This window comes from Coraliomargarita algicola (genome assembly GCF_033878955.1).
In the GTDB taxonomy this organism is placed as follows: Bacteria; Verrucomicrobiota; Verrucomicrobiia; order Opitutales; family Coraliomargaritaceae; genus Thalassobacterium; species Thalassobacterium algicola.
This window is the reverse complement of the sequence record NZ_CP138858.1, coordinates 362381-385870: the sequence shown is the minus strand read 5'-3', so window position 1 is coordinate 385870 and position 23490 is coordinate 362381. Positions and strand designations below refer to the sequence as shown.

Sequence of the window (23490 nt, the reverse complement as noted above, 5' to 3'; positions counted from 1 at the left end):
CGATTAAAGAGCCTCGCCGCCAGTCTCTTCGGTGCGGATGCGCACGGCACTTTCTACGGGCAGTACGAAGACCTTGCCGTCACCGATCTTGCCAGTCTTGGCCGATTTCACGATAGCAGCCACAGCCGCCTCCGCGATTTCGTCTTCCACCACTGTCTCGATCATAGTTTTCGGTAAGAAATCGACGGTGTATTCGCTGCCGCGATAGATTTCGGTGTGGCCCTTTTGACGTCCGAAGCCTTTGACTTCGGCCACAGTCAGCCCGGTGACTCCGACTTCGGCGAGTGCTTCTTTGACGTCGTCGAGTTTGAATGGTTTTACAATAGCTTTGATGAGTTTCATAATAGTTTTCCTTTAGTTAAATACTTATGCGCTTATTCGAACTGGTAAGCAGTCTCACCGTGTTCGGATTGATCCAGACCAGTATGCTCGACTTCTACGCTCACACGCAAGCCTGTCGTGCACTTACAAAGCAGCATAATAATAAACGTACACTGACACCAGCCACAGCGACGTAAAAAGTAAAATAGCTGTAAATATCATACGTGCTACAAAGGACCTGACAAACAGCCCAGTCGTGATCATAGCAAAAGCCATTTTTCAAAATGCATTTGCGCGTGGAATACCATCGACAAGCTAGAACTTCGACTCATTTTCAGCCGGAATGACTCACACCACTGAAGAAGCGCTCAAAGCGACCATCTACGACCTAGAACAACGCCTAGAGATCGCTCTACTGAGTGCCAATCAGGTCTGGTGGGAATGGGACATTCCAACTGGCATCTTAAAAACACACGCGGTTAAGGACTGCATACTGGGCTACGATCTTGGCACAATCAGACATCATCTCGATTTCTGGATGGACGCCCTGCCCCCCGAAGAACGCGAGCCGGTCTGGGAAAGCTTGCAAGCGCACCTGCGCGGTGAAACGGAAATGTGGAGCATGGAGCACCAATACCGCAACCCACAGGGCGAGTACAAATGGGTGCTCGAGGCCGGACGTCTCATTTCACGTAATCAAGACGGCAGCCCCCTGCGCATGGTGGGCATCACACAAAACATCCACGAGAAAAAGCTCCAAGAAAAAGAACTCCGGAAGGCCAACGAACAATTGGCAGATGCACTCAAGTTCAAAGATATCGTGCTCGCCACCGCTTCGCATGATGTGCTCAACGCACTGACCGCGGGCTGGACCATGACTCAATTACTTAAAGAGAAAAGCGAACATCTAACAGAAGAGTTTGAGTTGGTCGAAAGCTCCTTAGCTCAATCGCGAAAACTAATTTCGAATATCTATGATTTCTCCCAAAGTAGCTTAATCGAAATGGAGCTCAACGAAGTCGATGTCACAAGCATCATTCGCGACACACAGGAATTTCACTCCCCGCTCGCCAAAAACAAACAATTAGACTTTGTAGTCAGCACTGTAGCACACAATCCCATACGAACCGACGCTTTAGCGCTACGGCGCATACTCGACAATTTGCTCGGTAACGCGATTAAATTCACAGAGACTGGCTACATCGCCATCAGTGACATCAGCAACGAAGACGAGCTCATCATTGAAGTCAAAGACAGCGGTTGCGGCATCCCCAAGGAGCAAGCACACCTGCTCTTCACCCCATTTAAAAAGCTGAACTCTAGCAATGAAGGCTCCGGATTAGGCATGAGTATTTGCCAAAACCTCGCCAGCAAACTATCTGGTCAGATCAGCTACTCTCCCAACGCCCCGCAAGGGACTATTTTCAGACTGAGCCTGCCTCGCGAACAGCCCGAGACAAAGTAAGCAATACCACTGCTTCCAACAGTGAACAACAGTGGCCCGACCTGCGACCGCAACACCTCGTATACGCTTCAAGCAGCGCGCTCTACGACTCAATCGAACTGCTGGAGCCATCCAGATGTCTCCAGTCAACAGGAGATGCTCGGACGATTGCGACAACAGATATTAGAGCTACGATCCAGCTGAGAGCTGATGGAAAACTGTGCCCATTTAGCTAAATCTGCGAAAAGTCTTGAAGCACAACAGCGCTCGGACAAATTACTCTGCTTTTTCCAAATCTTATGAAAACACTGAAATTTGCAGTTCTCCCCGGTGATGGTATCGGCCCTGAAGTCATGGAAGTCGCACTCGACGTCCTCAAAAACGCGGGCGAAAAGTTCGGCTTTGCGCTGGATTATGAGCATGCCGACATCGGAGGCATCGCCATCGACAACCATGGCGTCGCCTTCCCCGACAGCACCAAGACTGTGTGCGAGAACTCCGAAGCGATCTTGTTCGGTTCGGTCGGTGGCCCCAAGTGGGAAAGCTTACCGCCCAAGGAGCAACCCGAGCGCGCGGCCCTGCTGCCGATTCGTAAGGCCTTCTCTCTTTACGCCAACGTGCGCCCCGGCCTACTCTACCCACAACTGACCGATGCCTCTCCACTGAAAAAAGAGCGCATCCCCAACGGCATCAACATCGTCTGCATTCGTGAATTGACCGGCGGCATCTATTTCGGTCAGCCCAAGTCCACCACTACACTTGAAAACGGCGAAGAGCAAGCGATCGACACCATGGTTTACAAGACCAGCGAAATCGAGCGCATCGCTCAAGTCGCGATCGACACCGCCAAAGCACGCGGCGGCAGCGTCTGCTCGGTGGACAAAGCCAACGTATTGGAAACTTCCGTGTTGTGGCGCAAGGTCGTGACTGAATATTTCGCCAAGCACGCACCAGAGATCAAGCTCAGCCACATGTATGTCGACAACGCCGCGATGCAACTTGCGCGCGACCCGAATCAGTTCGACGTGCTCTTCACCGAAAACATGTTCGGCGACATTCTCTCCGACGAGATGGGCGTGATTTGTGGTTCCCTCGGCATGCTCGCATCCGCCAGCCTCGGCGCGGAGCAGAACAGCCTCGGCTTCCCCTTCGGACTCTACGAGCCCTCCGGCGGCACCGCACCCGACATCGCCGGTCAAGGCATCGCCAACCCCTGCGCGCAAATCCTCTCCGCAGCGCTGATGCTCCGCTACAGCTTCGGCGAAAACGAAGCCGCAGCCGCAATCGAAGCCGCAGTCGAGAAAGCCGTCACCGGCGGCATCCGCACCGGCGATATCGCCTTCGGTCTGGAATCCGTTGGTACGAAAGAAATGGGCGCAGCTGTTCTGAAGAACCTTTAGAACACGAGGAACGCCCAACATGCGGCATTGAACATCGAACACTGAACGTCCAACATCGAACATCGAATGGCTTACACACAGGAACACTCCGAATGGGATAGCCTGCTGGCAGAGGAATCTGCCTCGATGTATGATTTGGAACACCGATTATTAGACTTCTCTGTTCGCGCAATCCGCTTAACACGTAAGATTGAATCCAGCCAAGCGGGCACGCATATCGCCAAGCAATTGCTGCGATCTGCGACTGCCCCGCTGGCGAACCACGGTGAAGCACAAGCTGCGGAATCGCCGCGAGACTTCATCCATAAATTAAGGATCTCACTTAAAGAATTACGCGAGACTGAGCGTTGGATAAAGTTGACCAAGGCAGTGCCCTTAGTCGATAAACCTGAACGACTAAATGAGCTGCTCGACGAAACCGATCAGCTAATTCGTATTTTTGTAACTAGCATAAAAACCGCCGAATCAAGAGCAAGCTCCAGATAATAGACAAACTGCAGCATCATTCGATGTTCGATGTTGGACGTTCAATGTTCGACGTTCAAATTCCCCATTTTCCCATTTCCCATGAAATCATCCGCCGAAATCCGTCAGTCCTTTATGGACTTCTTTGCCTCGAAACAGCACACCATCGTGCCGTCTGCTTCCTTGATGCCGCAGTCGCCGGGCTTGTTGTTTACCAATGCGGGTATGAATCAGTTCGTGCCCTACTTCCTCGGCACGGAAAAGGCGCCCTACTCACCCGCTCGCGCAGCGGACACCCAGAAGTGCATCCGCGCCGGCGGTAAGCATAACGACCTGGAAGATGTGGGCTACGATACCTATCACCACACCTTCTTCGAGATGCTGGGCAATTGGTCCTTTGGCAACTATTTCAAAAAGGAAGCGATCGAATGGGGCTGGGAATTGATCGTCGATGTCTGGGGCGTGCCGGCCAGCCGCCTCTACGCCACCGTCTATGCGCCCTCCGAAGGCGACCCTTCCAGTTTCGATCAGGAAGCCTACGATTTCTGGGCCGCTCTCTTCGAAAAAAAAGGCCTCGACCCCAAGAAGCACATCATCAACGGCAACGTGAAGGATAACTTCTGGATGATGGGCGAGACCGGCCCCTGCGGCCCTTGCTCCGAGTTGCACGTAGACCTCACCCCCAACGGCGACAGCGAAGGCAAACTGGTCAATATGGACTCCGACCTCTGCATTGAGATCTGGAATCTGGTCTTCATCCAATACAATGCCGAGGCCGACGGCAGCTTCCGCGATCTGCCCGCCAAGCATGTCGACACCGGCATGGGCTTCGAGCGCGCCTGCTCGCTGATCCAAAACACAAAGGGCTTTACCGACTTCTCTCAAAAGCCCAGCAACTACGCGACCGACGTCTTCCAACCGATCTTCCGCAAGCTGGAAGCACTCAGCGGCAAGACCTACGCCGACATCTATCCTGAATCGGTCGAGAGTGACAAATCACAACTCTCCACCGAGATGAAGGAAGCCATCGCTTTCCGCGTGATCGCCGACCACATCCGCACGCTCGCATTTTCCCTGGCCGATGGCATTCTGCTCGGCAACACTGGGCGCAACTATGTGCTGCGTCGCATCCTGCGCCGCGCGGTGCGCTACGGCCGCACCCTCGGCTTCTCCAGTGCACAAACCTTCCTGCCCGAACTGGTCGACACCTTGGTCGATGAAATGGCAGGCGTCTTTCCCGAGCTCAAAAACCGCGCCGCAGCGATCAAAGAAAATCTACAGCGCGAAGAAGAAAGTTTTAACAAAACCCTAAGTCATGGCTTAGATCAGTTTTCTTCAGTGCTTACTTTGTTGGCAGCTTCCAAAGCTAGCCATCCAGTTACTTACGAAAGTGCACTAAAATTCCTAAAGGATCATCATGGGGAATTTTCTTTTCCTGCCGAAGAAGCCTTCAAACTTTATGATACCTATGGTTTTCCTGTTGATTTGACAGCACTTCTATGCAGTGAACATGGTCTTAAGCTGGATCAAGCTGCAGTTGAAACACACATGGATGAACAGCGCGAACGCGGTCGCAAATCACGAAGCCAAAAGATCGTGCGCGCCGCAGACATCGCCACCGAGGCCAGCACCGAATTTACCGGCTTCGAAGAAGATAGCAGCTCCGCCACTGTGCTGGAAATCCACACCCAAGAAGACGCCCTGCTCGTGATCACCGACCGCACCCCCTTCTACGCAGAAATGGGCGGACAACTCGGCGACCAGGGCACCCTCACGCTAGGCGATGCCGAATATCCCGTCAGCGCGGTGCAACAGCTCAGCGCCGCACGCGCCCACAGCCTGCCCGTGGATGCCAAGATCGCCGTGGGCGACCAAGTCACCCTCAGCATCGATCCCAACCGCCGCCGCCCGATCGAAGCACACCACACAGCCACCCACTTACTGCACTGGGCCTTGCACGAGATCGTTTCCAGCGATGCCGCACAGCAAGGTTCGATGGTCAGCCGCAACCGTCTGCGCTTCGACTTTAACTCCGGCGCACTCACGCCCGAGCAGATCGATCAAATCGAATCCAAAGTCAACGCTCACATCGAAGCCGGCGAACCCGTCAGCTGGATCGAAGTGCCCCACGACGACGTCAAGGGCCGCTCCGACATTCAACAATTCTTTGGCGACAAATATGGCGACAAAGTGCGGGTCGTACAAATCGGTGGCCAACCTCAGCAATTGGACGGCTACTCAATGGAACTCTGCGGCGGCACCCACGTGCGCAACACCAAAGACATCGGCTTGTTTAAAATCAAATCCGAGGGCGCCATTGCCTCCGGCATTCGCCGCATCGAAGCCGTTTGCGGCATCGCCGCCTACGATTGGACTCGCAGCGTGGTCGAGAAATCCGCCGAAGAAAAGAAAGAGCTACGCAGCCGCCTGAATGCGCTCAACGAGCAACTCAGCGCACTCGACGCCGAGCCGGTCCACTTCCCACAGTTTCCGCACATCATGACCGGTATGCTGGATAAGGGCAGCTTCGAGCAAAAGAACCAAGTCTTCAAAGATCTACTGGCACACCTGCAAGGGCTCAAAGCCGCCACTGTCGAAGCCGACAAAGCGCTCAAAAAAGCACAAACCGCCGGTGCGGCCAAGGCCGCCCACGCCATGCTGAGCGAGCTCGACCTTTCCGGCAATCTCGTCATTGCCACCCAAGGCCCCGCCGCACTGCTGCAAGAGTTGCTCAACGGGCTGAAGTCGCAGCAATTTGGCCAAGCCGCCTTCCTGATCGTCGACGACGGCGAGAAACTCTACCTTGGCGCCCTCTGTGGCAGCAGCGCCAAGGACAACGGCCTGATGGCCGGCAAGCTGATCCAAAGCCTCGCGCCCATCGCCGGCGGTAAAGGCGGCGGCAAACCCGACATGGCCCGCGGCGCCGCCCCCGAGCGCGACAAAGCCGAAGAATTGGCTACGAAAGCAAAGGAAACACTGAGCGCATAATTCACGGACGCGACTGGCGTCGCATCGCTACTTATAGGAAATCGGTTCGTAGCGAACTTGCGCGAGCGAGGTCGTGGGAACGCCCAACGTCCAACGTTCAACTTCGAATATTGAATGGCTGGCCGGCACGGACGCGACTGGCGTCGCATCGCTACTTATAGGAAATCGGTCCAGCGAACTTGAGCGAGCGAGTCGCTGGGCAAGTTCGCGCGTTAGCCATATTCAGAAAAATGCTGATAAAACCTCTGCGGGTGTTGCGGATCGGCGAAGCCGTTTCGACCGACGGTTATAGCGCTGCCGCAACTCGAAATCGCTTCAATCTTCGCTAAAGCTACGCCCGGACACGTCGCGAGTCATCCAGATTTAAACGAAAATTCGTCCGTTAATCCTAAATTCGGCAGTCGGCTAAGGATCGGCTTCTTAAACCGTTAATTTACGTCAATATGGTCAGTCGCCAAAATGGCGAACTAAAATTGGAATCAATTAAAATACCTCTTATTTCTTAAGCGCATAACTAGCAGTGGATTGTGTCTTCATAATTAACGAAAATTTACGTAATTAACGGTTCAACTCATTTATTCAGGTTCATATCTCAGCAAACTTCTGAATCGTGCGCTAACTCACCAGTGAATGTATCGCTTGTTCATAGATGGACTCACGATAGATGCCTGCAACGCTCTTTAGGTTGATTGCATTGTCTGCGCAATGTGGCATGAAACGGACTAAGTCCTGGTAGACTTGTGTGGCCCGCTCCAAGTCGGGACAATTGATTTTTTCGCCACTAAATCGTATAAAAGTGCCTGATGCAGTTTGCCCGTATCCCTTCGGGAATTCCTCAGAAAAAGCATGTGATAAAGTCCTGGGGCTACAATTCAAGTAATCCGACTTGGACAGAATATTGAGCATACTACTGCGCTGTTCCTTGGTATCACAATACTCACAGGCCTGCAGCAGGACCTGTATCATTTTTATATATTCTTCACCACGATAGGTGTAAAAACGCTCGGTAGTCGCCAAAACCTTTTCCGGGTAACCATTGGAAATTTCTGCACTCGTGGCCGCACACCATCCGAGTTCCTCCTCGATCGCAAGCGAACTCCACGGTTCGCCAACGCAAAAGCCATCGATATTCTTCGCCGCCAAATTACGCACCATCTGATCCGGCGGCAGCACCGAGATGATCACATCCTGTCGCGGATTGATTCCATGCTGCTCTAACCAACGACAGAGGGTGAAATTATGCGAGGATGCATGCGAGACGACTCCAAAAACCAATTTGCGCGGGTGAAAGCCATTGTTGATATACCGGCGCAAACTTTGACCATCATCCACACCTTCTTCGTGTAATTGTTTGGACAGAGTGATGGCATTGCCATTGCAGTTGAGCACCATCCCGGCAATCACCTCGGTTTTACTGACATTGATCCCCATCTGCATGACCAGTGGCAAGGGACTGAGCGCCTGCGCCACATCCAACTCCCCAAAGGCGAGCTTATCGCGGATCGTGGCCCAACCGACCTCGCGCGAAAGTTCAACGTCGAGACCTGCCTCGCGAAACATGCCCAAACTATCGGCCACCACCAAAGGCGCGGCATCGAGCAGTCGGACATATCCTAGTTTAATTGAAGCATTGCGGCGTGTGCGAATTGAGAAATCTGGCGTAGGTGTAAACATCTACCGGCATATAGCATTGACCATACCGATTTATAAATTAAATAAAACGAATACATTCATCTATCAAATGAATTTCTCTCATGCTTGAAACAATCGACAGCCGCCAACTTCTTGCTTTTTGTACGCTAGTTCAGACTGGGAGTTTCACCGAAACCGCGCGCCTATTGAGTCTCACGCAATCGGCGATCAGCCACTCGGTTAAAAACTTGGAGACAGACTTACGCTGTCAACTCGTCACCCGCACAGGGCGCAAGATCAATATCACGGATGACGGCGAGGAGTTGTATAAAGACGCTCAGAACATTCTAAATCAAATGCAGGGCGCCCGCATGCGCATCCAGGATCGCGTCAATTGGGGGCGTGGCCGCTTGCGTATCGGTGCCAGTACGACTGCGTGTCAGCACATTCTGCCCAACGTATTAAGAGAGTTCAATGAGTGCTTCCCGGATTGCATCCTCACGATCACTCCTGCCGATACACCGCACTTATTGGATATGACCCGGCGCCATGAGATCGACTTGTCTATTATTGTGAGTCCAAGCGACCTGAAAGAGGTCGAAGTGAAGCCACTTTTTTCAGACGAGCTCATACTGGTCACCTCCCCGATTCACGAATTTGCACAAACCGGGCGCGCAAGAATGGCTAAAATTGCTCAAGAACGAATGGTGCTGTATAATAAAGGCAGCCTTACCTTCGAGCTGATAGAACAAAATTTCCGCCACAATAAACTGTTAATGCAAAACTACATCGAACTCGGAAGTATGGAAGCCATCAAAGAGTTGGTGAAGATTAACTATGGAGTGAGTTTTCTAGCATCCTGGACAGTAGAAAACGAGATCAACGCGGGCAGTCTGGTAAAAATTTCCACCGGACAACGAAAAATCGTGCGCAACTGGGGCATTAGCTATGCCAAAGATAAAAAACTGTCCATCACGGAAGAGACCTTCTTAGGCATCTGCGAAGCTGTCGCGGGCCAGATGCAATCACCCAAAAAGATCTCGAACAAGACGAGCACTGAGTAGCGATTTCAGCCGCCGATGTAAGACATCTCAACCTTATGAGCGGCTTGCTTCGTTTGCGAGCGAAGTTCTGAATAGCGATCCCCACGAGCCCCCCAGTGGCGCGACAATAGGCCGAAGAGTTGATCGCGATCATAATCATTGGCTCTTAAAATCTGCTTCAGATCAAGCCCGGAGCTCGCAAAAAGACAGGTATAAAGTTTGCCGTCGGCCGAAATGCGCGCCCGCGTGCAGCCACCGCAAAATGGCTGAGTGACTGAGGTGATCAATCCGAACTCCGCCGAGCCATCGGCATATCGATAGCGTTTCGCCACCTGCTGACTCGAACTCAGATCGACTGCTTCGACCTCAAACTCTGTTTGAATGGCACTCAAGATCTCGCGCCCACTCACCACGCGCTCCATCTTCCAGCCATTGTGATTGCCCACATCCATGAACTCAATAAAACGCAGGCTGATCCCTCGTTGTTTGAAATAGCGTGCCATCGGCAAAATTTCACCGTCATTCACGCCACGTTCGACCACCATGTTGACTTTGACCTGAAAGCCTTCGTGCTGCGCCGCCGCAATCCCCGCGAGCACCGCCCGCGGAGATACGCCACGGCCATTCATCGTGCCCGCAATCTCAGGATCCAATGCGTCTAAACTAACAGTCACACGGTCCAGCCCCGCTAGTTTCAACTCCCCCGCTCGCTCCGCCAAGCGCAGTCCATTGGTGGTCATCGCGATGTCTTCGATCCGATGCAGGTGCTTCAAGCCGTGAATATATTTGGCCAAGCCTGGCCGCAACAAGGGCTCGCCCCCGGTCAATCGTATTTTACGCACGCCGAGACGGACAAAGGCAGCCACCAAATCGTCCAGTTCCGAAAAGCGAAGCCACTCCGCCTTGCGCAAGAAGACATAATCAGGCCCAAAAATCTCTTTGGGCATACAATAGCTGCAGCGCAGATTACAGCGATCTGTCAGCGATATTCGCAAATCCGTGAGCCCTCGCCCTAGTTGATCTTTTATCATCTTGTGACTATAGACGAAGCGCTAGAATGCGCTCTAGATAAAGCACAAAATCAAACAGCCGAGTGGCGCCGGCGAAGCGTCAGACTGAGCGGATCCGTACCTTCAGCCTCAAGAATCGCTATTTTGCTGGCTTGACTGTGCGCCCAGTCCTGTCTGCTTTTTCAGACAACTTTTCCCATGATCGATATTAAGCTACTTCGCGAGCAACCGGACTTCGTCCGCGCTGCCATTGCTAACAAGAAATTCAAGACCGACATCGACGCGGTGCTTGAACTCGATGCTGCCCGCCGCACTAAAATAACTGAGGCGGAACAAGCGCGTGCGGCTCAAAAAGCGGCCAATAAGGAAATGGCTGCCTTGGCCAAGGGTTCTCCTGAGTTTATGGAAGCCGTGAAAGGCATGAAAGCGATCGCCAATCGCGCCAAAGAATTGGAAGCCGAAGCCAAGATCGCCGACGAAGCCTTTCAAGAGGCCTTCCTCTCGATCCCCAATTTACCCGATCCTTCCGTGCCCGTTGGCAAGGGAGAGGACGAAAACGTAGTCGCGTCCACTTGGGGCGATGCGGATGCGGCCTATCCAAATGCGCTGCCACACTTTGACATCCCATGGTTCGAATCACGTATCGACTTTGCGCGGGGCGTCAAAACCGCAGGTGCGGGCTTCCCCTTCTACGTGGGTGAAATGGCCCGCCTAGGTACGCGCGCTGGTCAACTTCTTCTTAGAAGAAGCGCGCCTGAATGGTTACGAGGAAGTGCTCCCTCCGATCGTGGTCAATGCAGAGAGCGCAACCGCAACCGGGCAATTGCCTGACAAGGAAGGCCAGATGTATGTCGACGAAAAGGAGGGGCTCTACCTCATTCCGACAGCTGAGGTGCCTGTCACTAATTTCTACCGCGACGAAATCCTGGATAGTGATCAGCTGCCGATTAAGCGTTGCGCCTACACGCCCTGCTTCCGACGTGAGGCGGGCAGTTGGGGCGCACACGTGCGTGGCCTGAATCGTCTGCACCAATTCGATAAAGTCGAACTGGTGAAGTGGACGGATGCCGAGAGCTCCATGGAAGAGCTGGAAAAGCTGCGCGACAACGTCGAGTCGACGCTGCAAAAACTGGAGCTGCCCTACCGCGTGCTCCGCATGTGCACAGGCGATATTGGCTTCCCTCACGCGAAGCAGTATGATCTCGAGGTCTTTGCGGCCGGTCAAAAGCGCTGGCTGGAAGTGTCTAGTTGCTCCAACTTTACTGATTTCCAAGCGCGTCGTGCCGGCATTCGCTACCGCGGTGCCGATGGCAAACCAGTCACCGCCCACACTCTAAATGGTTCCGGCTTGGCCGTGCCTCGTGTATTGGCGGCGATTTTAGAAAATCACCTGCAAGCAGACGGTCGTGTTAAGATTCCAGAATGCCTGCAATACTGGATGCGCCAGGAATTTATCGGGGAAGCCAAATAAAACCCACCGACAACGTCCTTTAAATGATCTAATACACTAAGCGGACGGTTTTCGCAAGCTTGCCAAAGCCGTTCGCCATGTCAGCCTGAGCGTCAATGGAATTCCTACAAGAAGCAATCGCATCACGCAACGTCGTGGTTTGGGTCATCCTCGTAGTATTGCTACTGCTCATCATCAAACTGCTGAAAGCAGCCGGCAAGGGCTTAGTCATTTTGCTAATCACACTGGGCATCTTACTTATATTTGCCAAAGTCTTTCCGAACCTATTCCAGCCGGTAGTCGACTTCGTACGCGGCGGCTGGATGGGCAATACTTACACAGATCAGCCTTGGTAAAGGGGCAGAACAGGCGAATAAAAACGTAGTCGACTTGATCTTCTTGCTAATTTGGCATTGCAGGCGAGCGCGAGGCGCATTTGCTAGCTCCCCTTATGGCAAAGCAGGCACAAACCGCAATCACTCCTACTCGTAACGAGGACTATCCCGAATGGTATCAACAGGTCGTCAAGGCCGCCGATCTCGCGGAGAATTCTCCCGTGCGCGGCTGCATGGTGATTAAGCCCTGGGGCTACGCCATTTGGGAAAATATTCAACAAGATCTGGACCGTCGCTTCAAAGAGACGGGCCATAAAAACGCCTACTTCCCGCTCTTCATCCCGATGAGCTTCTTGCAAAAAGAGGCCGACCACGTGGAAGGCTTTGCCAAGGAATGCGCCGTCGTCACCCATTCACGCTTGGAAGCCGATGAGGATGGCAAACTGCAGCCAGCGGGCCCGCTGGAAGAGCCTCTGATCGTGCGCCCGACCTCCGAAACGATCATCGGAGAACTCTTTTCCAAATGGGTGCAGTCCTATCGCGACCTGCCACTGCTGATTAACCAGTGGGCCAACGTGGTTCGCTGGGAGATGCGTACCCGTCTGTTTTTACGCACCGCAGAATTCCTCTGGCAAGAAGGCCACACCGTGCACGCCACTGCAGAAGAGGCAATGGCGGAGACACGCCAAATGCTGGAAGTCTATGCCGACTTTGCCGAAAACTTCATGGCCATGCCAGTCATCACCGGTGAAAAGACTGAAGCAGAACGCTTCCCCGGTGCCGATGCGACCTTTGCCATCGAAGCCATGATGCAGGACCGCAAAGCATTGCAAGCGGGCACCTCTCACTTCCTCGGCCAGAACTTTGCCAAGTCCAGCAACATTAAATACCTCAGCGCCGAAGGCAAAGAGGAGTTTGCATGGACGACTTCCTGGGGCGTCTCCACTCGCCTGGTGGGCGGCCTGATCATGACCCACTCGGACGATGATGGCCTGGTCTTGCCACCGCGCATTGCGCCTTCCCACATCGTGATCATTCCTGTCACGCCCAAGGAAGCGACCCGCCAGCAAGTGCTGGACTACTGCCACGAACTCAAGCAGCAACTGATCGCGCAGAATTACATGGGCGCGCCTGTGCGTGTCGAGTTCGACGATCGCGACATCCGCGGGGGTGAAAAGTCTTGGGGCTGGATTAAAAAGGGCATTCCTCTACGCGTCGAAGTCGGCCCAAGGGACATGGAAGCGGGCAATGTATTTGTCGGCCGCCGCGACCGCGCGCCCAAGGACAAGCAAAGCATCCCGCGCGATCAATTCGTGGCCGGCGTCGCCGACCTACTGGACGAGATGCAAGCAGGCCTACTGGCCAAGGCCAAAGCCTTCCGCAAGGCACACACACGCGAGATCACCAACGAGGCTGATTTCATCGAGTTCTTCACGCCCAAAGGAAACGAGATTCACGGCGGCTTCGCCTCGATGGGCTTCTGCTGCGATGCGGAACTCGAAGAGAAGATTGCCAAGCAATACAAAGTGACCGTCCGGTGCATCCCCAATGCCACAGTCGACGAAGTCGTGCCCTGTGTCTTTACCGGCAAGCCAGGCAAACGAGTCATCTTCGCCAAAAGCTACTAGGCTGCTACTAGAGCTCACCTCGATTTTATACAATTAACACCACTTCACTCATGTCCAAGGTTCGCGTTCGTTTCGCTCCCAGTCCAACTGGCTTCTTCCACATCGGCAGTGCCCGCACCGCCCTCTTCAACTGGTTATATGCCCGCCACACCGGCGGCACATTTGTGCTGCGCATAGAAGACACCGACAAAGAGCGCAACACCGACGAAGCACTGCGCGTGCTACTCGACGGCATGAAGTGGATGGGCATGGACTGGGATGAAGGCCCCGATGTCGGCGGCCCCTACGGCCCCTACTTCCAAAGCCAGCGTCAGGCAATCTACGACGAGTATCTCAAAAAGCTCCAAGATGCTGGCCGCACCTACGAAAAAGATGGAGCGATCTGGTTTAAACTCGAAGGCGAACGTTACACCGCCTACGACGACTATCTGAAAGCCGAGATCGAAAAGGTCAAAGCCGCGCCTGTCATCATCGACGACGCCGTGCGCGGCCGTGTCGAGCGCGCCGAAGAAAAAGACTTCGTGCTAGTGCGTAAAGATGGCAGCCCCGTCTTCCACTTCGTCAACGTGGTGGACGACATCGCGATGGGCATCACGCACGTAATCCGCGGCGAAGATCACCTGTCCAACACCAGTAAGCACGTGGAACTCTTCAAAGCCTTCGGCGTCGAGCCTCCTAAGTTCGCGCACATCCCACTGATCCTCAAAGAAGAAGGCTCCGGCAAGATGAGCAAGCGCGACAAGGGCGCCCTGATCGAAGAGTATGAGTCACGCGGTTTTCTCGCGTCCGCAGTGCGCAACTATATCTCCCTGCTCGGCTGGAATCCCAAAGATGAACGCGAGAAAATGGACATCGATGAGATCATCGAACTGTTCGACTTCCCCGGCATCAACAAGGGCAACTCGCGCTTCGACGAAAAGAAGCTCTCCGCGCTCAACGCCGAGTATTTACGTGAACTCAATATCGAGAGCTTCACCTTCCTCGCGCGCCCACTCCTCAACGAAGCCGGTGCAGTTAGCGAAGATGTCGACGAAGACTATTTGCAGGCCGTGCTCACACTCTGTCAGCCCAAGGCACGCTCACTCGACACACTCGCCGAGCTCTGCGGCTACTTCTTCCTCGATGACTACGCCATGGATGAAAAGACCGGCGTCAAAATCGCCAAGAAAGCAGATCCCAAAGAACTGCTGGCCGAAGTGCTCCCCATCCTCGAAGCCCTGGAACCTTTCGATGCCGACAGCCTCAAGAGCGCCCTGGAGGCACAGGCCGAAGCGCAAGGGAAGAAAGTCTTCGCATACTTCCCCGCGCTGCGTTATGCAACCAGCGGGCAAGCTGGCGGCCCCGACCTACTTCCAATGCTAGCCGTGATGGGGCGTGAGCGTGTCGTGACACGCATCAAACGCTTCATCGGATAAAGCTATTGAGCTCCCTCTGCGCGCAGAAAGACCGGCTTCGCCTCGGTGGAGCTTTCTGCGTCGTAGCGGTAGCCCGCAGAGGAGAATTCAAGTAGATCGCCAAGCTGTGTAACGTCATTTTTAATCACGTAATCAGCCATCATGCCCCGTGCTTTCTTCGCGTAGAACGAGATGATTTTATATTTCCCGTTCTTTTCGTCTTTAAACACCGGGCTGATCAAATTGCCCTGAAGCTTCGACGGATTGACCGCAGAGAAATACTCATTCGAGGCTAAGTTCAAAACCACATCTGATTCAGACTTCTTTAGATCTGCGTTTAACAGTTCAGTAATGCGGTCGCCCCAAAACTGGTAAAGGTTCTTGCCACGCGAATTTTCAAAGCGCGTGCCCATCTCCAGCCGATACGGCTGCATGCGGTCCAACGGGCGCAAAACCCCATAAAGCCCCGACAAGATACGGATCTTATCTTGCGCCATCGCGAAGTCGTCAGCCGACCAATCTGAAAGTGCCATGCCTTGGTACACGTCCCCCACAAAGGCAAAAATCGCCGGGCGACTATTGTCTTTAGTATAGGCAGCATCAAAGCCCTGAAAACGCTCATAATTCAGCTTTGCCAGCTTATCGCTCACCTTCATAAGCGTCCCGATCTGCTGCGCAGACAGCTGCTGCAACTGTTCAATCAACGCAGCCGTCTCCGTTTTCAAGCGCGGCTGGGTCGCACGTGTAATCGGTAAAGGAGAGTCATAGTCCAAAGACTTCGCAGGCGAAAGTAATGTAAGCATCGCAAAAGCTAAACTCAAGCGCTCCGACTCTGCAACCCAGTGAAACGAAAAAAATCAAATAGACAATCCTCCCAAATCGTCTACCTGCCCAGCATTGCACTCGAAGTTGTCATTTGTGAGTTATGCCATCGCCCGAATCGGCGATGGCTCTAATTCACGTCTATTGACGGTGCAAACTGGTCTCCCCGCTCGACACGGCGGCGCATGCAGAGGCTATGCGGATTCAGCAGGTGCCTTTGCCTCTTGAGGGCGTGGCTTATTGTCGATGTCTTTAACATCCATCGCCGAGCGGAAATCTTCTTCGATGCCGGCCTTGGCCCGGTTAAATTCACCGACCGACTTGCCGAGTGATCGAACGAGTTCGGGCAAGCGCTTGGCTCCGAAAAAAAGCAAAATGACGCAGCCGATCATAACGATCTCTGGCGTACTTAAATTTTGAATGAAAGCAACAGGTGTATAGTTCATAAGCAACTCTAGCTACTGGATATGGTGAAGGATGCCAATTATAATCTGTCCAAGTGGCGGCACCACTTAGATTTTTGTCGTTTTTTGACGTGTGATAGAATGTGTCGTTTGAGGCTTCGTTTGCTCCAAATCCCTCTCTTAGTCAGCGTAAACTGGCCAAGAGAGGGGAATCTTGAAAACGGTGCAGCAGCCCTCTACTTGCGGATTTGGAAGTCAGTCTTTTCGCTGATCAATTTCTGGATGCCATCGAAGGCGGCGTTGACTTCTTTATCCTTCAGGGTGCGATCTGCCGCGCGGAAGCTCATGCTGACGGCGAGGCTCTTCTTGCCCTCAGGAAGTCCTGTGCCTTCGTAAAGGTCGAAAATACGCACGCTTTCACAATCAAAGCCTTGGGTGGCCTTTTTCGCAAATTTAGCGACTTGCCTTTCAACATCGCCCGCCAGTACGGACTGATCCACGATCAGAGCGAGGTCCTTGGCCGAAGCAGGTTGATTGCTAACGCCTGTGTGGCGTCCACGTTTGGCTTTGCGCTCGAAGAACTTGGGCGTCATCAAAATCGAACCGGCAATCACCGGTGTCGTCAAATCCCAGCGCTCTTTCAAGGTCGCCATATTGAGCAAACCACAGGTGGCCATGAATCCCATTTTGGCAAAGTCACCCGCTTCGGCGGAATGACCGGGTTGCCAGAGCTTACACGCTTCGATCGGTTGAAAGGTCAACTTGTTAGCTGCGGCGCCAGCGAGTTCCAGCACTTCGCCTGCGAGGGTGCGTGCGGTGTAAAAGTCGGCGACTTCGCGCTGGCGCCATTCGCGGCTAATCTGATCCGCCACGATCACAAAGCCGACAGAGATCAGCTCAAGCATTTGACCTTTAACTTCGCGATAAACATGGCCGCGCTCGAAGAAGCGAGTCGCTCCAGTGCCGCGGGCAGCGTTGAGCTTGAGCACATCCAACAAGCCCGGTATGAGCGAAGGCCGCAGGTGGCTTTGGTCGCTCTGAAGCGGATTGTCCAATGCCAGCACTTTAAAGCTTTCCTCACCAAAAAAGAACTGAGTCTCTTCCGGATCGCGCAGCGAATAGAGGAAGGCTTCGTTGAAGTTTTGACCGGTCAAGTAATTGGCGACAGCTTCGTTTACGGTGTAAATGCGGTGGTCTTGTGTGCTGATGCCACGTGCGCTGACTTCAGACTCAGGGATCTTATCGGTGCCATAGACACGGATAAATTCTTCGATCAAATCGACATCGCGTTGCAGGTCTTGACGGTAAGAAGGAATCGTAACTTCCCAACGAACGGAGCCATCGTCGGCATCGTGAATCGCGACAGCAAGCCCCAAGGATTCGAGCACGGTTTGTATTTCTTCGTCGCTCACCTCGAATCCGATAAACTTACGTACGCGATCGGGGAATAAGGTAACTTCCGAGATCGTAGGCGGCTCGGTCCCCACCTCGATTCGGTTGCCATCCACGCTGCCACCGGCGACTTCAAGAATAAGATCCACCGCACGCAAGGAGGCGTAGGTGACTCCTTGTGGATCGACCCCACGCTCGAAGCGGTAGGAGCTGTCGGAAGATAGCCCCAACTTGCGTGATGTCGCTCGCACAGAGGTGGGCGAGAAGTAAGCAGCTTCAAGGACGATGTCGGTCGTCCCGGCATCCACCTCGGCATCGAGTGAGCCCATGACTCCTGCCACGACCAGTGGACGCTCCGCATCGGCGATCACAGCCATGTCGGCGGAGAGTGTGCGTTCGACTTCGTCGAGTGTGGTCATTTTTTCGCCCTCGCTGGCCATGCGGACGACGAGTTTGCCGCCTCGGATCTTGGCCGCGTCAAAAGCGTGCAAGGGCTGGCAGGTTTCCTGAAGCACGTAATTAGTAACATCGACGACGTTATTAATCGAACGCTGCCCGGTCGCCTCGATAGCGTCCTTGAGCCATTTCGGACTAGGGCCAACTTTGACGCCCTTGATGCACATCGCGGTGTAGTGCGGGCAGACCTCAGAGGCACTGACATCGACACTGGAAATGAGTGGCTCTCCATGGCTTTCATTTTCGGTGCTGGCCTTGACCTCGGGGTAGTTCACATCCAGGCCAAACTTAGCCGCGAGCTCGCGCGCGACCCCGATATGACTGAGCACGTCCACACGGTTGGGCGTGATCTCCAAATCGAAGACCGTGTCGCCATCGGTATAAAGATCATTCAAAGGCGTGCCGAGTGCGGTATCGCCGTCGAGAATCATGATACCGTCGTGATCTTGACCAATCTGTAGTTCCTTGGCGGAGCACATCATGCCGGCGGACGGTTGCCCACGCAGCTTGGACGCTTTGATCTTAAAGTCCCCCGGCAGGACCGCGCCTGGCAATGCAACCATGACCTTATCGCCCTGCTTAAAGTTTTTAGCACCACAGACGATGTCGTGGACTTCGCCCTCGTTACCGGTCGAAACCTTACAGCAACGTAAACGGTCCGCATCAGGGTGTTGGATATACTCGAGGACTTGGCCGACCACGACATTGTTCAACTGTGGTGGCCCCAGTTTTTCGTATTCCTCGATGTCAAAGCCAAGCAAGGGTAAGACTTCAGCCAACACTTCCGGAGAGTGCTGAATGGGATCGAGATCGATATAATTTTTAAGCCAGTTGTAGGAGATTTTCATTTCAGGAAAGTTGATTTTGGCAGAATTATTATAGGCAGAATCTTAGCTCCACTCACGTATATGCAGAATTCTCAATGTCGCAGATCGAATGCTTCTGCTCGTTGAGTGGATTCTAGCTATAAATCTTCTAATTTTTAAATTTAAGCTTTAGGCGAACTGCTTGAGGAAGCGGACGTCGTTTTGATAATAATAGCGAATGTCGTCGACGTTTTGCAGGATCATGGCGATGCGCTCGATCCCCATGCCAAAGGCGAAGCCGGTGTAAACTTCGGGGTCGATGCCTACGGCTTTAAAGACCTCGGGGTCGACCATGCCACAGCCCATAATCTCCAGCCATTTGTTACTTAACTTGCCAAGGTCGGGTGAAAAGAAGTCCATCTCGAAGCTAGGCTCGGTAAATGGGAAAAAGCTCGGGCGCAGACGAGTCTTTGCCTTGGGGCCGAAGATGGTTTTAACGAAGTGGTCCAGCGTCGCTTTGAGGTCGAGCAGTGTCACGTTTTTATCCACATACAGCCCTTCGATTTGGTGGAAGTTGGCACTGTGCGTGGCGTCCGGGGTGTCGCGACGGAAGCAACGACCCGGCGCAACGATACGAATCGGCGGCTTCGACTGGAGCATGGTGCGAATCTGCACGGTAGAGGTATGTGTGCGCAGCAGGTATTTTTCGTCGGCGTGCTTGCTGACGTTGTTAACCTTTAAAGCATCGGGCAGGTAATAGGAGTCCTGCATATCACGTGCGGGGTGATCGCTGGGGATGTTAAGCGCATCGAAGCAATAGTGTTCGGTCTCGACCTCAGTGGCCTCCGCAACGGAGAAGCCGATACGGCGAAAAAGCTCGACCATCTCTTCGCGCACTTGGGCGATGGGATGCAAAGTCCCCCGACTTGGGTCTGGCGCAGGTAGCGTCGGATCGATCGCAGGACCTAACTTGGCCGCCAATTCGGCTGCTTCAAGTCGCTCGACGACCTGATCAAACGCGGCTTGCACCGCGGTCTTCGCCTGGTTGATCAACTTACCCATGGCAGGCTTGTCTTCTTTGGGCACTTTGCCCATGCCTTTCATGACATCGGTCAAAGACCCCTTGGGGCCGGAAATAGTAGCCTTGTAGGCCTCAAATTCTGCGCGCGTTTGTAGCTTGGGTGCAGATTCTTGCACGCCCGCGACGATGGCTGTTAACTTTTCTTGCATGATAGTCCTGTTTTACAGTGAAGCGATGAGGGTTTCACCCTCAGAAATTTTGTCGAGACGGTTTTCCAGTAAATCTTAGTGTCTACATGAAAAAACACACGCATACAGACACGATGTCCGATCGAGTGCCGGCGAAAGTTATGGCACCTCTATTACCTCGGAAGCGGCCTTGAAATAAAACTCATCGTCGACCGTGCCCTGCTCGAGCCCCTCTTCCAAGGGCGTCTCCGCCAATAAAATAAGCCGGGTATGTTGTGCGAGTTGATCGAAGCCTCTCGCCAGTAGTTTTTGAATGCTCAGGGGGAGACGATCTACATGCTGCAAAATGAGCGTGCCCTTTTCGGCGCGCTCTACCTGAATGCCAAAGTTGCCGGCGGCATCGACTAGGTCGCGCTGCAAGTCCGCCTCGCTCTGTGCGCAAGCATCGTAGATCACACATGGACCTCCAGCATGAGAACCATTTTGATGAACAAATTCGGCGATTTCACGCTTACTGGAATCAGCTGTGCCCAAGAGCATAAAAGGGTGTTGGCAAGAGATCTGCTCGCTCAATTGCTCTCGCAAGGCATGCGTATCCGCACTCGTGCCACAGAGCGCGGGACAGGCATCCATACGATTACTCAGAGCGATCCCCTGCACCTCAACGGTGGCCCCGTCCTCCCCATCAAGCGCGAGTCGCAGCGTCTTTTTAAGTGTTTCCGTGTGGATCGGTTTGACCACTAGATCGAACAAATGATTTTCTTCAACAAAGCTCCGCAGCTGCACGTCGGGAAAGCCACTCACCATAATGCACTTAGCATGCGGATACGTTTCTCGAATCTTCGAGATCACGTAAATCCCATTAACCGGCTCCATTACGTAATCGCACAACACCAGCGCGTGCCGCTCAGGGTCATAACAATTAATCGCCTCGAATCCATCAGAAACAACATCTGTATTGCAACCGAGTACGCGGCAAACCATGGAGATAATCTCAAGATCGACGGAAGAATCATCGACAATTAGTACTGTGTGATCTGGCATAATGAATTAATAGACAGATCAACTAACTATTTATCTCTTCAAAACTTGGCAATCCACGAAAGCACAGAATCACAAGAAAATCGTTTAAACGTCCTCTACCAAGACGAAGACTTCATCGCGATTGATAAACCGGCAGGCCTACTCGTGCACCGCAGTCCACTCGACCGGTTCGCGACGGAGTTTGCGGTGCAAAAGTTGCGCGATCAGATCGGACGGCCCGTCAACCCCTGCCACCGTCTGGATCGCCCGACTAGCGGCGTGTTACTTTTTGCGCTGAATGCAGCTGCCACGCGTGCCGCTCAAGCCATTTTCCTAGATCACCGCGCCGTCAAAAGCTACCATGCGGTGGTCCGCGGCTGGCTGGAAGGTTCTGGTCGGATCGACTATGACCTACGCAATGAAGAAAACCCCGACAAACTCCAATCCGCGATCACTGAATATCGCAGTCTCAAGCAGTCCTGCGTGGAAGTCGCGGTCGGTCGCTACCCCAGCGCCCGCTTTTCCTTGGTAGAGCTACATCCCCAAACTGGCCGCACGCATCAGCTACGCAGGCACATGGCACACTTGCGCCACCCGATCCTCGGTGACACCCGACATGGTGACGGCGCACAAAACCAATTTCTACGCACACATTGCGGTCGCCAAATGTTGCTCTTACGCGCCGTCCGGCTACAAATGCCCCACCCGATCCACGGTAAATTACTAGACATCCGAGCAGAGGCCGATGCCGATTTCAACGCAGCCTTAAATCGACTAAAGCTGCTGTGACTTACTAGCGAGCCGATGCTTCCAAGCCTGTGCACTACGTACAGGCAAGCGGACTGCCCCGCGCCAGACGCTCCAGTGCCGCCACTGCAGTCTGCGGCCCGTTTTCCTTTGCCAGTTCAGTCGCCAACACTCGTGCCCGTTGCTGCATTTTCTTAGACTTTTCGACCGTGCGCACCGCCTTCGGCAGATCCTCCGGCCACCGCTTACGCTTTACCTCCAGACCGACACCGAGGCGCTTCACCTCCGATGCAAAAAACCACTGATCACCAATGTGCGGAATGATTATATTGGGAATGCCTGCATGCAAAACACTTGCAGTGGTGCCCGCACCCCCGTGGTGGATGACCATGGACGCGTATTTAAAAAGCTGATCGTGCGAGACACGCTCGACGCGCAACATTTCTGCATTTGGCCGTTCAATAGTCAGTCCTGCCCAGCCCGATTGTATAATGATTTTCTTTCCCGCGGGCCAATTGCGCATGAAGCGGGTCATCACCTTACGCGCCTCATCAAAAGTCACGCTCCCAAAGGTCAAAATCGGCACAGCTTGCCCCTGACAAAAGGCCTCCAAAGTCGCCTCCAAGTCAGGGTCCTCCGGCGACTGCCACCGCAAATAACCAGTAAACTGAAAACAATCACTCCACAAGCGCTTCGGCTTGCAGAATTTTGATGATACGGTCACCAGCGCGAGGTCCGCAGGCTCCAATGCAAAACTCTCCGCTTGGCCCATACCATGCCGCCCCATCGTCTCCCCAACCACACGATTGATTTGCCAGCAAAGCACACGATCCGTCACGCGCCACAGCATCCGGTTCCACCGGCGACGTAAAAACGCCGGCGCGGCCAACAGTCGCGGCAAGCCCTCCGGCGGATAACTGTCCGAAGGCACCACATTGTGCGCAAAAGTGGTCACCGCACAAGGCACCTTTGCCTGTCGCGCCAAGGTGCACAAATTCGCAAATACATAACTCGTGACAAATACATCCGCACGCCGAAGTTCTCGCTCCAGGGTATCTAAAATTTCATCCAAAAATGGCAATGATTCGGAATAAATAATACGTATCAAATCCAATGGGTTCTTCGCCTTGGTCAAATCACGCATCGCTTCCGCAAAACCACTCTGATCCCAATCTGGCGGCAGATACACAAACTGTATCCCTGCGGCCTCAATCTCTGGACGGAACAACGAAACAGTCGCAAAGCGCACATCGTGCCCCGCTTCGACCAAGGCCCGCCCCAGACGAATCACTGGATAAATATCCCCGGTGGAACCATGTGAAGTCAGCAACACTTTCATAAATCCGGCCTATAAGCGCCACAATCCTCACTAAATCAATTGGATAAAACTATCGTCACCTAAAAGTCACATGCCTCTGGAGTGGCCAAGTCACAGCAAAGACCTGACGATCTGGAATTCAGTGCCCGTAGAGACTCTATCGTACATTCGAATCACGTGGATTTCTTTATCCAGCCAGCCCC

General features: G+C 53.5%; 20 protein-coding genes and 1 pseudogene. 11 read left to right on the top strand and 10 right to left on the bottom strand.

Annotated elements, in window-relative coordinates; all coding sequences use genetic code 11:
* Positions 1-3 precede the first annotated feature (3 nt).
* Together SH580_RS01385 and SH580_RS01380 are read right to left on the bottom strand one after the other, a co-directional pair.
* Entirely contained in the window at positions 4-342 is a 339-nt protein-coding gene (locus SH580_RS01385; protein ID WP_319833212.1) for a P-II family nitrogen regulator, read from the bottom strand.
* 32 nt (positions 343-374) lie between these two features.
* A pseudogene (locus tag SH580_RS01380) lies at positions 375-494 on the bottom strand (hypothetical protein); the annotation flags it as partial.
* A gap of 170 nt (positions 495-664) precedes the next feature.
* On the opposite strand from SH580_RS01380, the gene SH580_RS01375 reads away from it, so the two are divergent.
* From SH580_RS01375 to alaS, 4 genes are all read left to right on the top strand, one after another.
* On the top strand, positions 665-1786 hold the full coding sequence (locus SH580_RS01375; RefSeq protein ID WP_319833211.1) for a PAS domain-containing sensor histidine kinase: 1122 nt from the start codon (positions 665-667) through the stop codon (positions 1784-1786).
* Between the two features lie 278 nt (positions 1787-2064).
* Positions 2065-3165: a 3-isopropylmalate dehydrogenase gene (gene leuB / locus SH580_RS01370; RefSeq protein WP_319833210.1), complete on the top strand. Its 1101-nt coding sequence runs from the start codon at positions 2065-2067 to the stop codon at positions 3163-3165.
* A gap of 66 nt (positions 3166-3231) precedes the next feature.
* Positions 3232-3651, top strand: a complete 420-nt coding sequence (locus SH580_RS01365) for a four helix bundle protein (protein ID WP_308948884.1) — start codon at positions 3232-3234, stop codon at positions 3649-3651.
* 81 nt (positions 3652-3732) lie between these two features.
* Positions 3733-6618, top strand: a complete 2886-nt coding sequence (alaS, locus tag SH580_RS01360) for an alanine--tRNA ligase (protein WP_319833209.1) — start codon at positions 3733-3735, stop codon at positions 6616-6618.
* Between the two features lie 615 nt (positions 6619-7233).
* On the opposite strand, the gene SH580_RS01355 is transcribed toward alaS, so the two are convergent.
* Positions 7234-8292, bottom strand: a complete 1059-nt coding sequence (locus SH580_RS01355; protein ID WP_319833208.1) for a CmpA/NrtA family ABC transporter substrate-binding protein — start codon at positions 8290-8292, stop codon at positions 7234-7236.
* A gap of 80 nt (positions 8293-8372) precedes the next feature.
* Between SH580_RS01355 and SH580_RS01350 the strand changes: the two genes are divergently transcribed.
* Positions 8373-9314 carry a LysR family transcriptional regulator gene (locus SH580_RS01350; RefSeq protein WP_319833207.1) on the top strand — a complete coding sequence of 314 codons (942 nt, stop codon included), beginning with the start codon at positions 8373-8375 and terminating at the stop codon, positions 9312-9314.
* Between the two features lie 5 nt (positions 9315-9319).
* Here the strand turns inward: SH580_RS01350 and moaA are convergent, their stop codons facing one another.
* On the bottom strand, positions 9320-10324 hold the full coding sequence (gene moaA / locus SH580_RS01345; RefSeq protein WP_319833206.1) for a GTP 3',8-cyclase MoaA: 1005 nt from the start codon (positions 10322-10324) through the stop codon (positions 9320-9322).
* 177 nt (positions 10325-10501) lie between these two features.
* Between moaA and SH580_RS01340 the strand changes: the two genes are divergently transcribed.
* From SH580_RS01340 to SH580_RS01320, 5 genes are all read left to right on the top strand, one after another.
* Entirely contained in the window at positions 10502-11134 is a 633-nt protein-coding gene (locus SH580_RS01340; RefSeq protein WP_319833205.1) for a serine--tRNA ligase, read from the top strand.
* Positions 11076-11774, top strand: coding sequence for a serine--tRNA ligase (serS, locus tag SH580_RS01335; RefSeq protein ID WP_319833204.1), 699 nt, complete (start codon positions 11076-11078; stop codon positions 11772-11774). The genes SH580_RS01340 and serS overlap by 59 nt, the downstream gene beginning before the upstream one ends.
* Positions 11775-11869: 95 nt before the next feature.
* Entirely contained in the window at positions 11870-12109 is a 240-nt protein-coding gene (locus tag SH580_RS01330) for a hypothetical protein (protein ID WP_319833203.1), read from the top strand.
* Between the two features lie 95 nt (positions 12110-12204).
* Positions 12205-13716 carry a proline--tRNA ligase gene (gene proS, locus SH580_RS01325; protein WP_319833202.1) on the top strand — a complete coding sequence of 504 codons (1512 nt, stop codon included), beginning with the start codon at positions 12205-12207 and terminating at the stop codon, positions 13714-13716.
* 50 nt (positions 13717-13766) lie between these two features.
* A complete protein-coding gene (locus tag SH580_RS01320) occupies positions 13767-15131 on the top strand; it encodes a glutamate--tRNA ligase (RefSeq protein WP_319833201.1) in 1365 nt (454 codons plus the stop codon).
* A 2-nt stretch (positions 15132-15133) separates the two neighbouring features.
* Here SH580_RS01320 and yaaA read toward each other — a convergent pair whose 3' ends face one another.
* The 5 genes from yaaA to SH580_RS01295 all read right to left on the bottom strand — a co-directional run bounded on the left by yaaA (position 15134) and on the right by SH580_RS01295 (position 21243).
* Positions 15134-15913, bottom strand: a complete 780-nt coding sequence (gene yaaA, locus SH580_RS01315) for a peroxide stress protein YaaA (protein ID WP_308948995.1) — start codon at positions 15911-15913, stop codon at positions 15134-15136.
* A 213-nt stretch (positions 15914-16126) separates the two neighbouring features.
* Positions 16127-16378 carry a Sec-independent protein translocase subunit TatA/TatB gene (locus SH580_RS01310; RefSeq protein WP_319833200.1) on the bottom strand — a complete coding sequence of 84 codons (252 nt, stop codon included), beginning with the start codon at positions 16376-16378 and terminating at the stop codon, positions 16127-16129.
* Between the two features lie 194 nt (positions 16379-16572).
* A complete protein-coding gene (gene pheT / locus SH580_RS01305; RefSeq protein ID WP_319833199.1) occupies positions 16573-19032 on the bottom strand; it encodes a phenylalanine--tRNA ligase subunit beta in 2460 nt (819 codons plus the stop codon).
* A gap of 147 nt (positions 19033-19179) precedes the next feature.
* Complete coding sequence (gene pheS, locus SH580_RS01300; RefSeq protein ID WP_319833198.1) at positions 19180-20220, bottom strand: phenylalanine--tRNA ligase subunit alpha; 1041 nt, start codon at positions 20218-20220, stop codon at positions 19180-19182.
* A gap of 138 nt (positions 20221-20358) precedes the next feature.
* Positions 20359-21243, bottom strand: coding sequence for a response regulator (locus SH580_RS01295; protein WP_319833197.1), 885 nt, complete (start codon positions 21241-21243; stop codon positions 20359-20361).
* Between the two features lie 45 nt (positions 21244-21288).
* Between SH580_RS01295 and SH580_RS01290 the strand changes: the two genes are divergently transcribed.
* On the top strand, positions 21289-22011 hold the full coding sequence (locus tag SH580_RS01290) for a pseudouridine synthase (RefSeq protein ID WP_319833196.1): 723 nt from the start codon (positions 21289-21291) through the stop codon (positions 22009-22011).
* Positions 22012-22045: 34 nt separating this feature from the next.
* On the opposite strand, the gene SH580_RS01285 is transcribed toward SH580_RS01290, so the two are convergent.
* Positions 22046-23308, bottom strand: a complete 1263-nt coding sequence (locus tag SH580_RS01285; protein ID WP_319833195.1) for a glycosyltransferase — start codon at positions 23306-23308, stop codon at positions 22046-22048.
* Positions 23309-23490 lie beyond the last annotated feature (182 nt).

What these genes read in the sequence shown, in the direction of transcription:
- SH580_RS01385 (WP_319833212.1), bottom strand. Translation starts at nt 342, where the DNA reads ATGAAACTCATCAAAGCTATTGTAAAACCATTCAAACTCGACGACGTC.
- SH580_RS01375 (WP_319833211.1), top strand. Translation starts at nt 665, where the DNA reads ATGACTCACACCACTGAAGAAGCGCTCAAAGCGACCATCTACGACCTA.
- leuB (WP_319833210.1), top strand. Translation starts at nt 2,065, where the DNA reads ATGAAAACACTGAAATTTGCAGTTCTCCCCGGTGATGGTATCGGCCCT.
- SH580_RS01365 (WP_308948884.1), top strand. Translation starts at nt 3,232, where the DNA reads ATGGCTTACACACAGGAACACTCCGAATGGGATAGCCTGCTGGCAGAG.
- alaS (WP_319833209.1), top strand. Translation starts at nt 3,733, where the DNA reads ATGAAATCATCCGCCGAAATCCGTCAGTCCTTTATGGACTTCTTTGCC.
- SH580_RS01355 (WP_319833208.1), bottom strand. Translation starts at nt 8,292, where the DNA reads ATGTTTACACCTACGCCAGATTTCTCAATTCGCACACGCCGCAATGCT.
- SH580_RS01350 (WP_319833207.1), top strand. Translation starts at nt 8,373, where the DNA reads ATGCTTGAAACAATCGACAGCCGCCAACTTCTTGCTTTTTGTACGCTA.
- moaA (WP_319833206.1), bottom strand. Translation starts at nt 10,324, where the DNA reads ATGATAAAAGATCAACTAGGGCGAGGGCTCACGGATTTGCGAATATCG.
- SH580_RS01340 (WP_319833205.1), top strand. Translation starts at nt 10,502, where the DNA reads ATGATCGATATTAAGCTACTTCGCGAGCAACCGGACTTCGTCCGCGCT.
- SH580_RS01330 (WP_319833203.1), top strand. Translation starts at nt 11,870, where the DNA reads ATGGAATTCCTACAAGAAGCAATCGCATCACGCAACGTCGTGGTTTGG.
- proS (WP_319833202.1), top strand. Translation starts at nt 12,205, where the DNA reads ATGGCAAAGCAGGCACAAACCGCAATCACTCCTACTCGTAACGAGGAC.
- SH580_RS01320 (WP_319833201.1), top strand. Translation starts at nt 13,767, where the DNA reads ATGTCCAAGGTTCGCGTTCGTTTCGCTCCCAGTCCAACTGGCTTCTTC.
- yaaA (WP_308948995.1), bottom strand. Translation starts at nt 15,913, where the DNA reads ATGCTTACATTACTTTCGCCTGCGAAGTCTTTGGACTATGACTCTCCT.
- SH580_RS01310 (WP_319833200.1), bottom strand. Translation starts at nt 16,378, where the DNA reads ATGAACTATACACCTGTTGCTTTCATTCAAAATTTAAGTACGCCAGAG.
- pheT (WP_319833199.1), bottom strand. Translation starts at nt 19,032, where the DNA reads ATGAAAATCTCCTACAACTGGCTTAAAAATTATATCGATCTCGATCCC.
- pheS (WP_319833198.1), bottom strand. Translation starts at nt 20,220, where the DNA reads ATGCAAGAAAAGTTAACAGCCATCGTCGCGGGCGTGCAAGAATCTGCA.
- SH580_RS01295 (WP_319833197.1), bottom strand. Translation starts at nt 21,243, where the DNA reads ATGCCAGATCACACAGTACTAATTGTCGATGATTCTTCCGTCGATCTT.
- SH580_RS01285 (WP_319833195.1), bottom strand. Translation starts at nt 23,308, where the DNA reads ATGAAAGTGTTGCTGACTTCACATGGTTCCACCGGGGATATTTATCCA.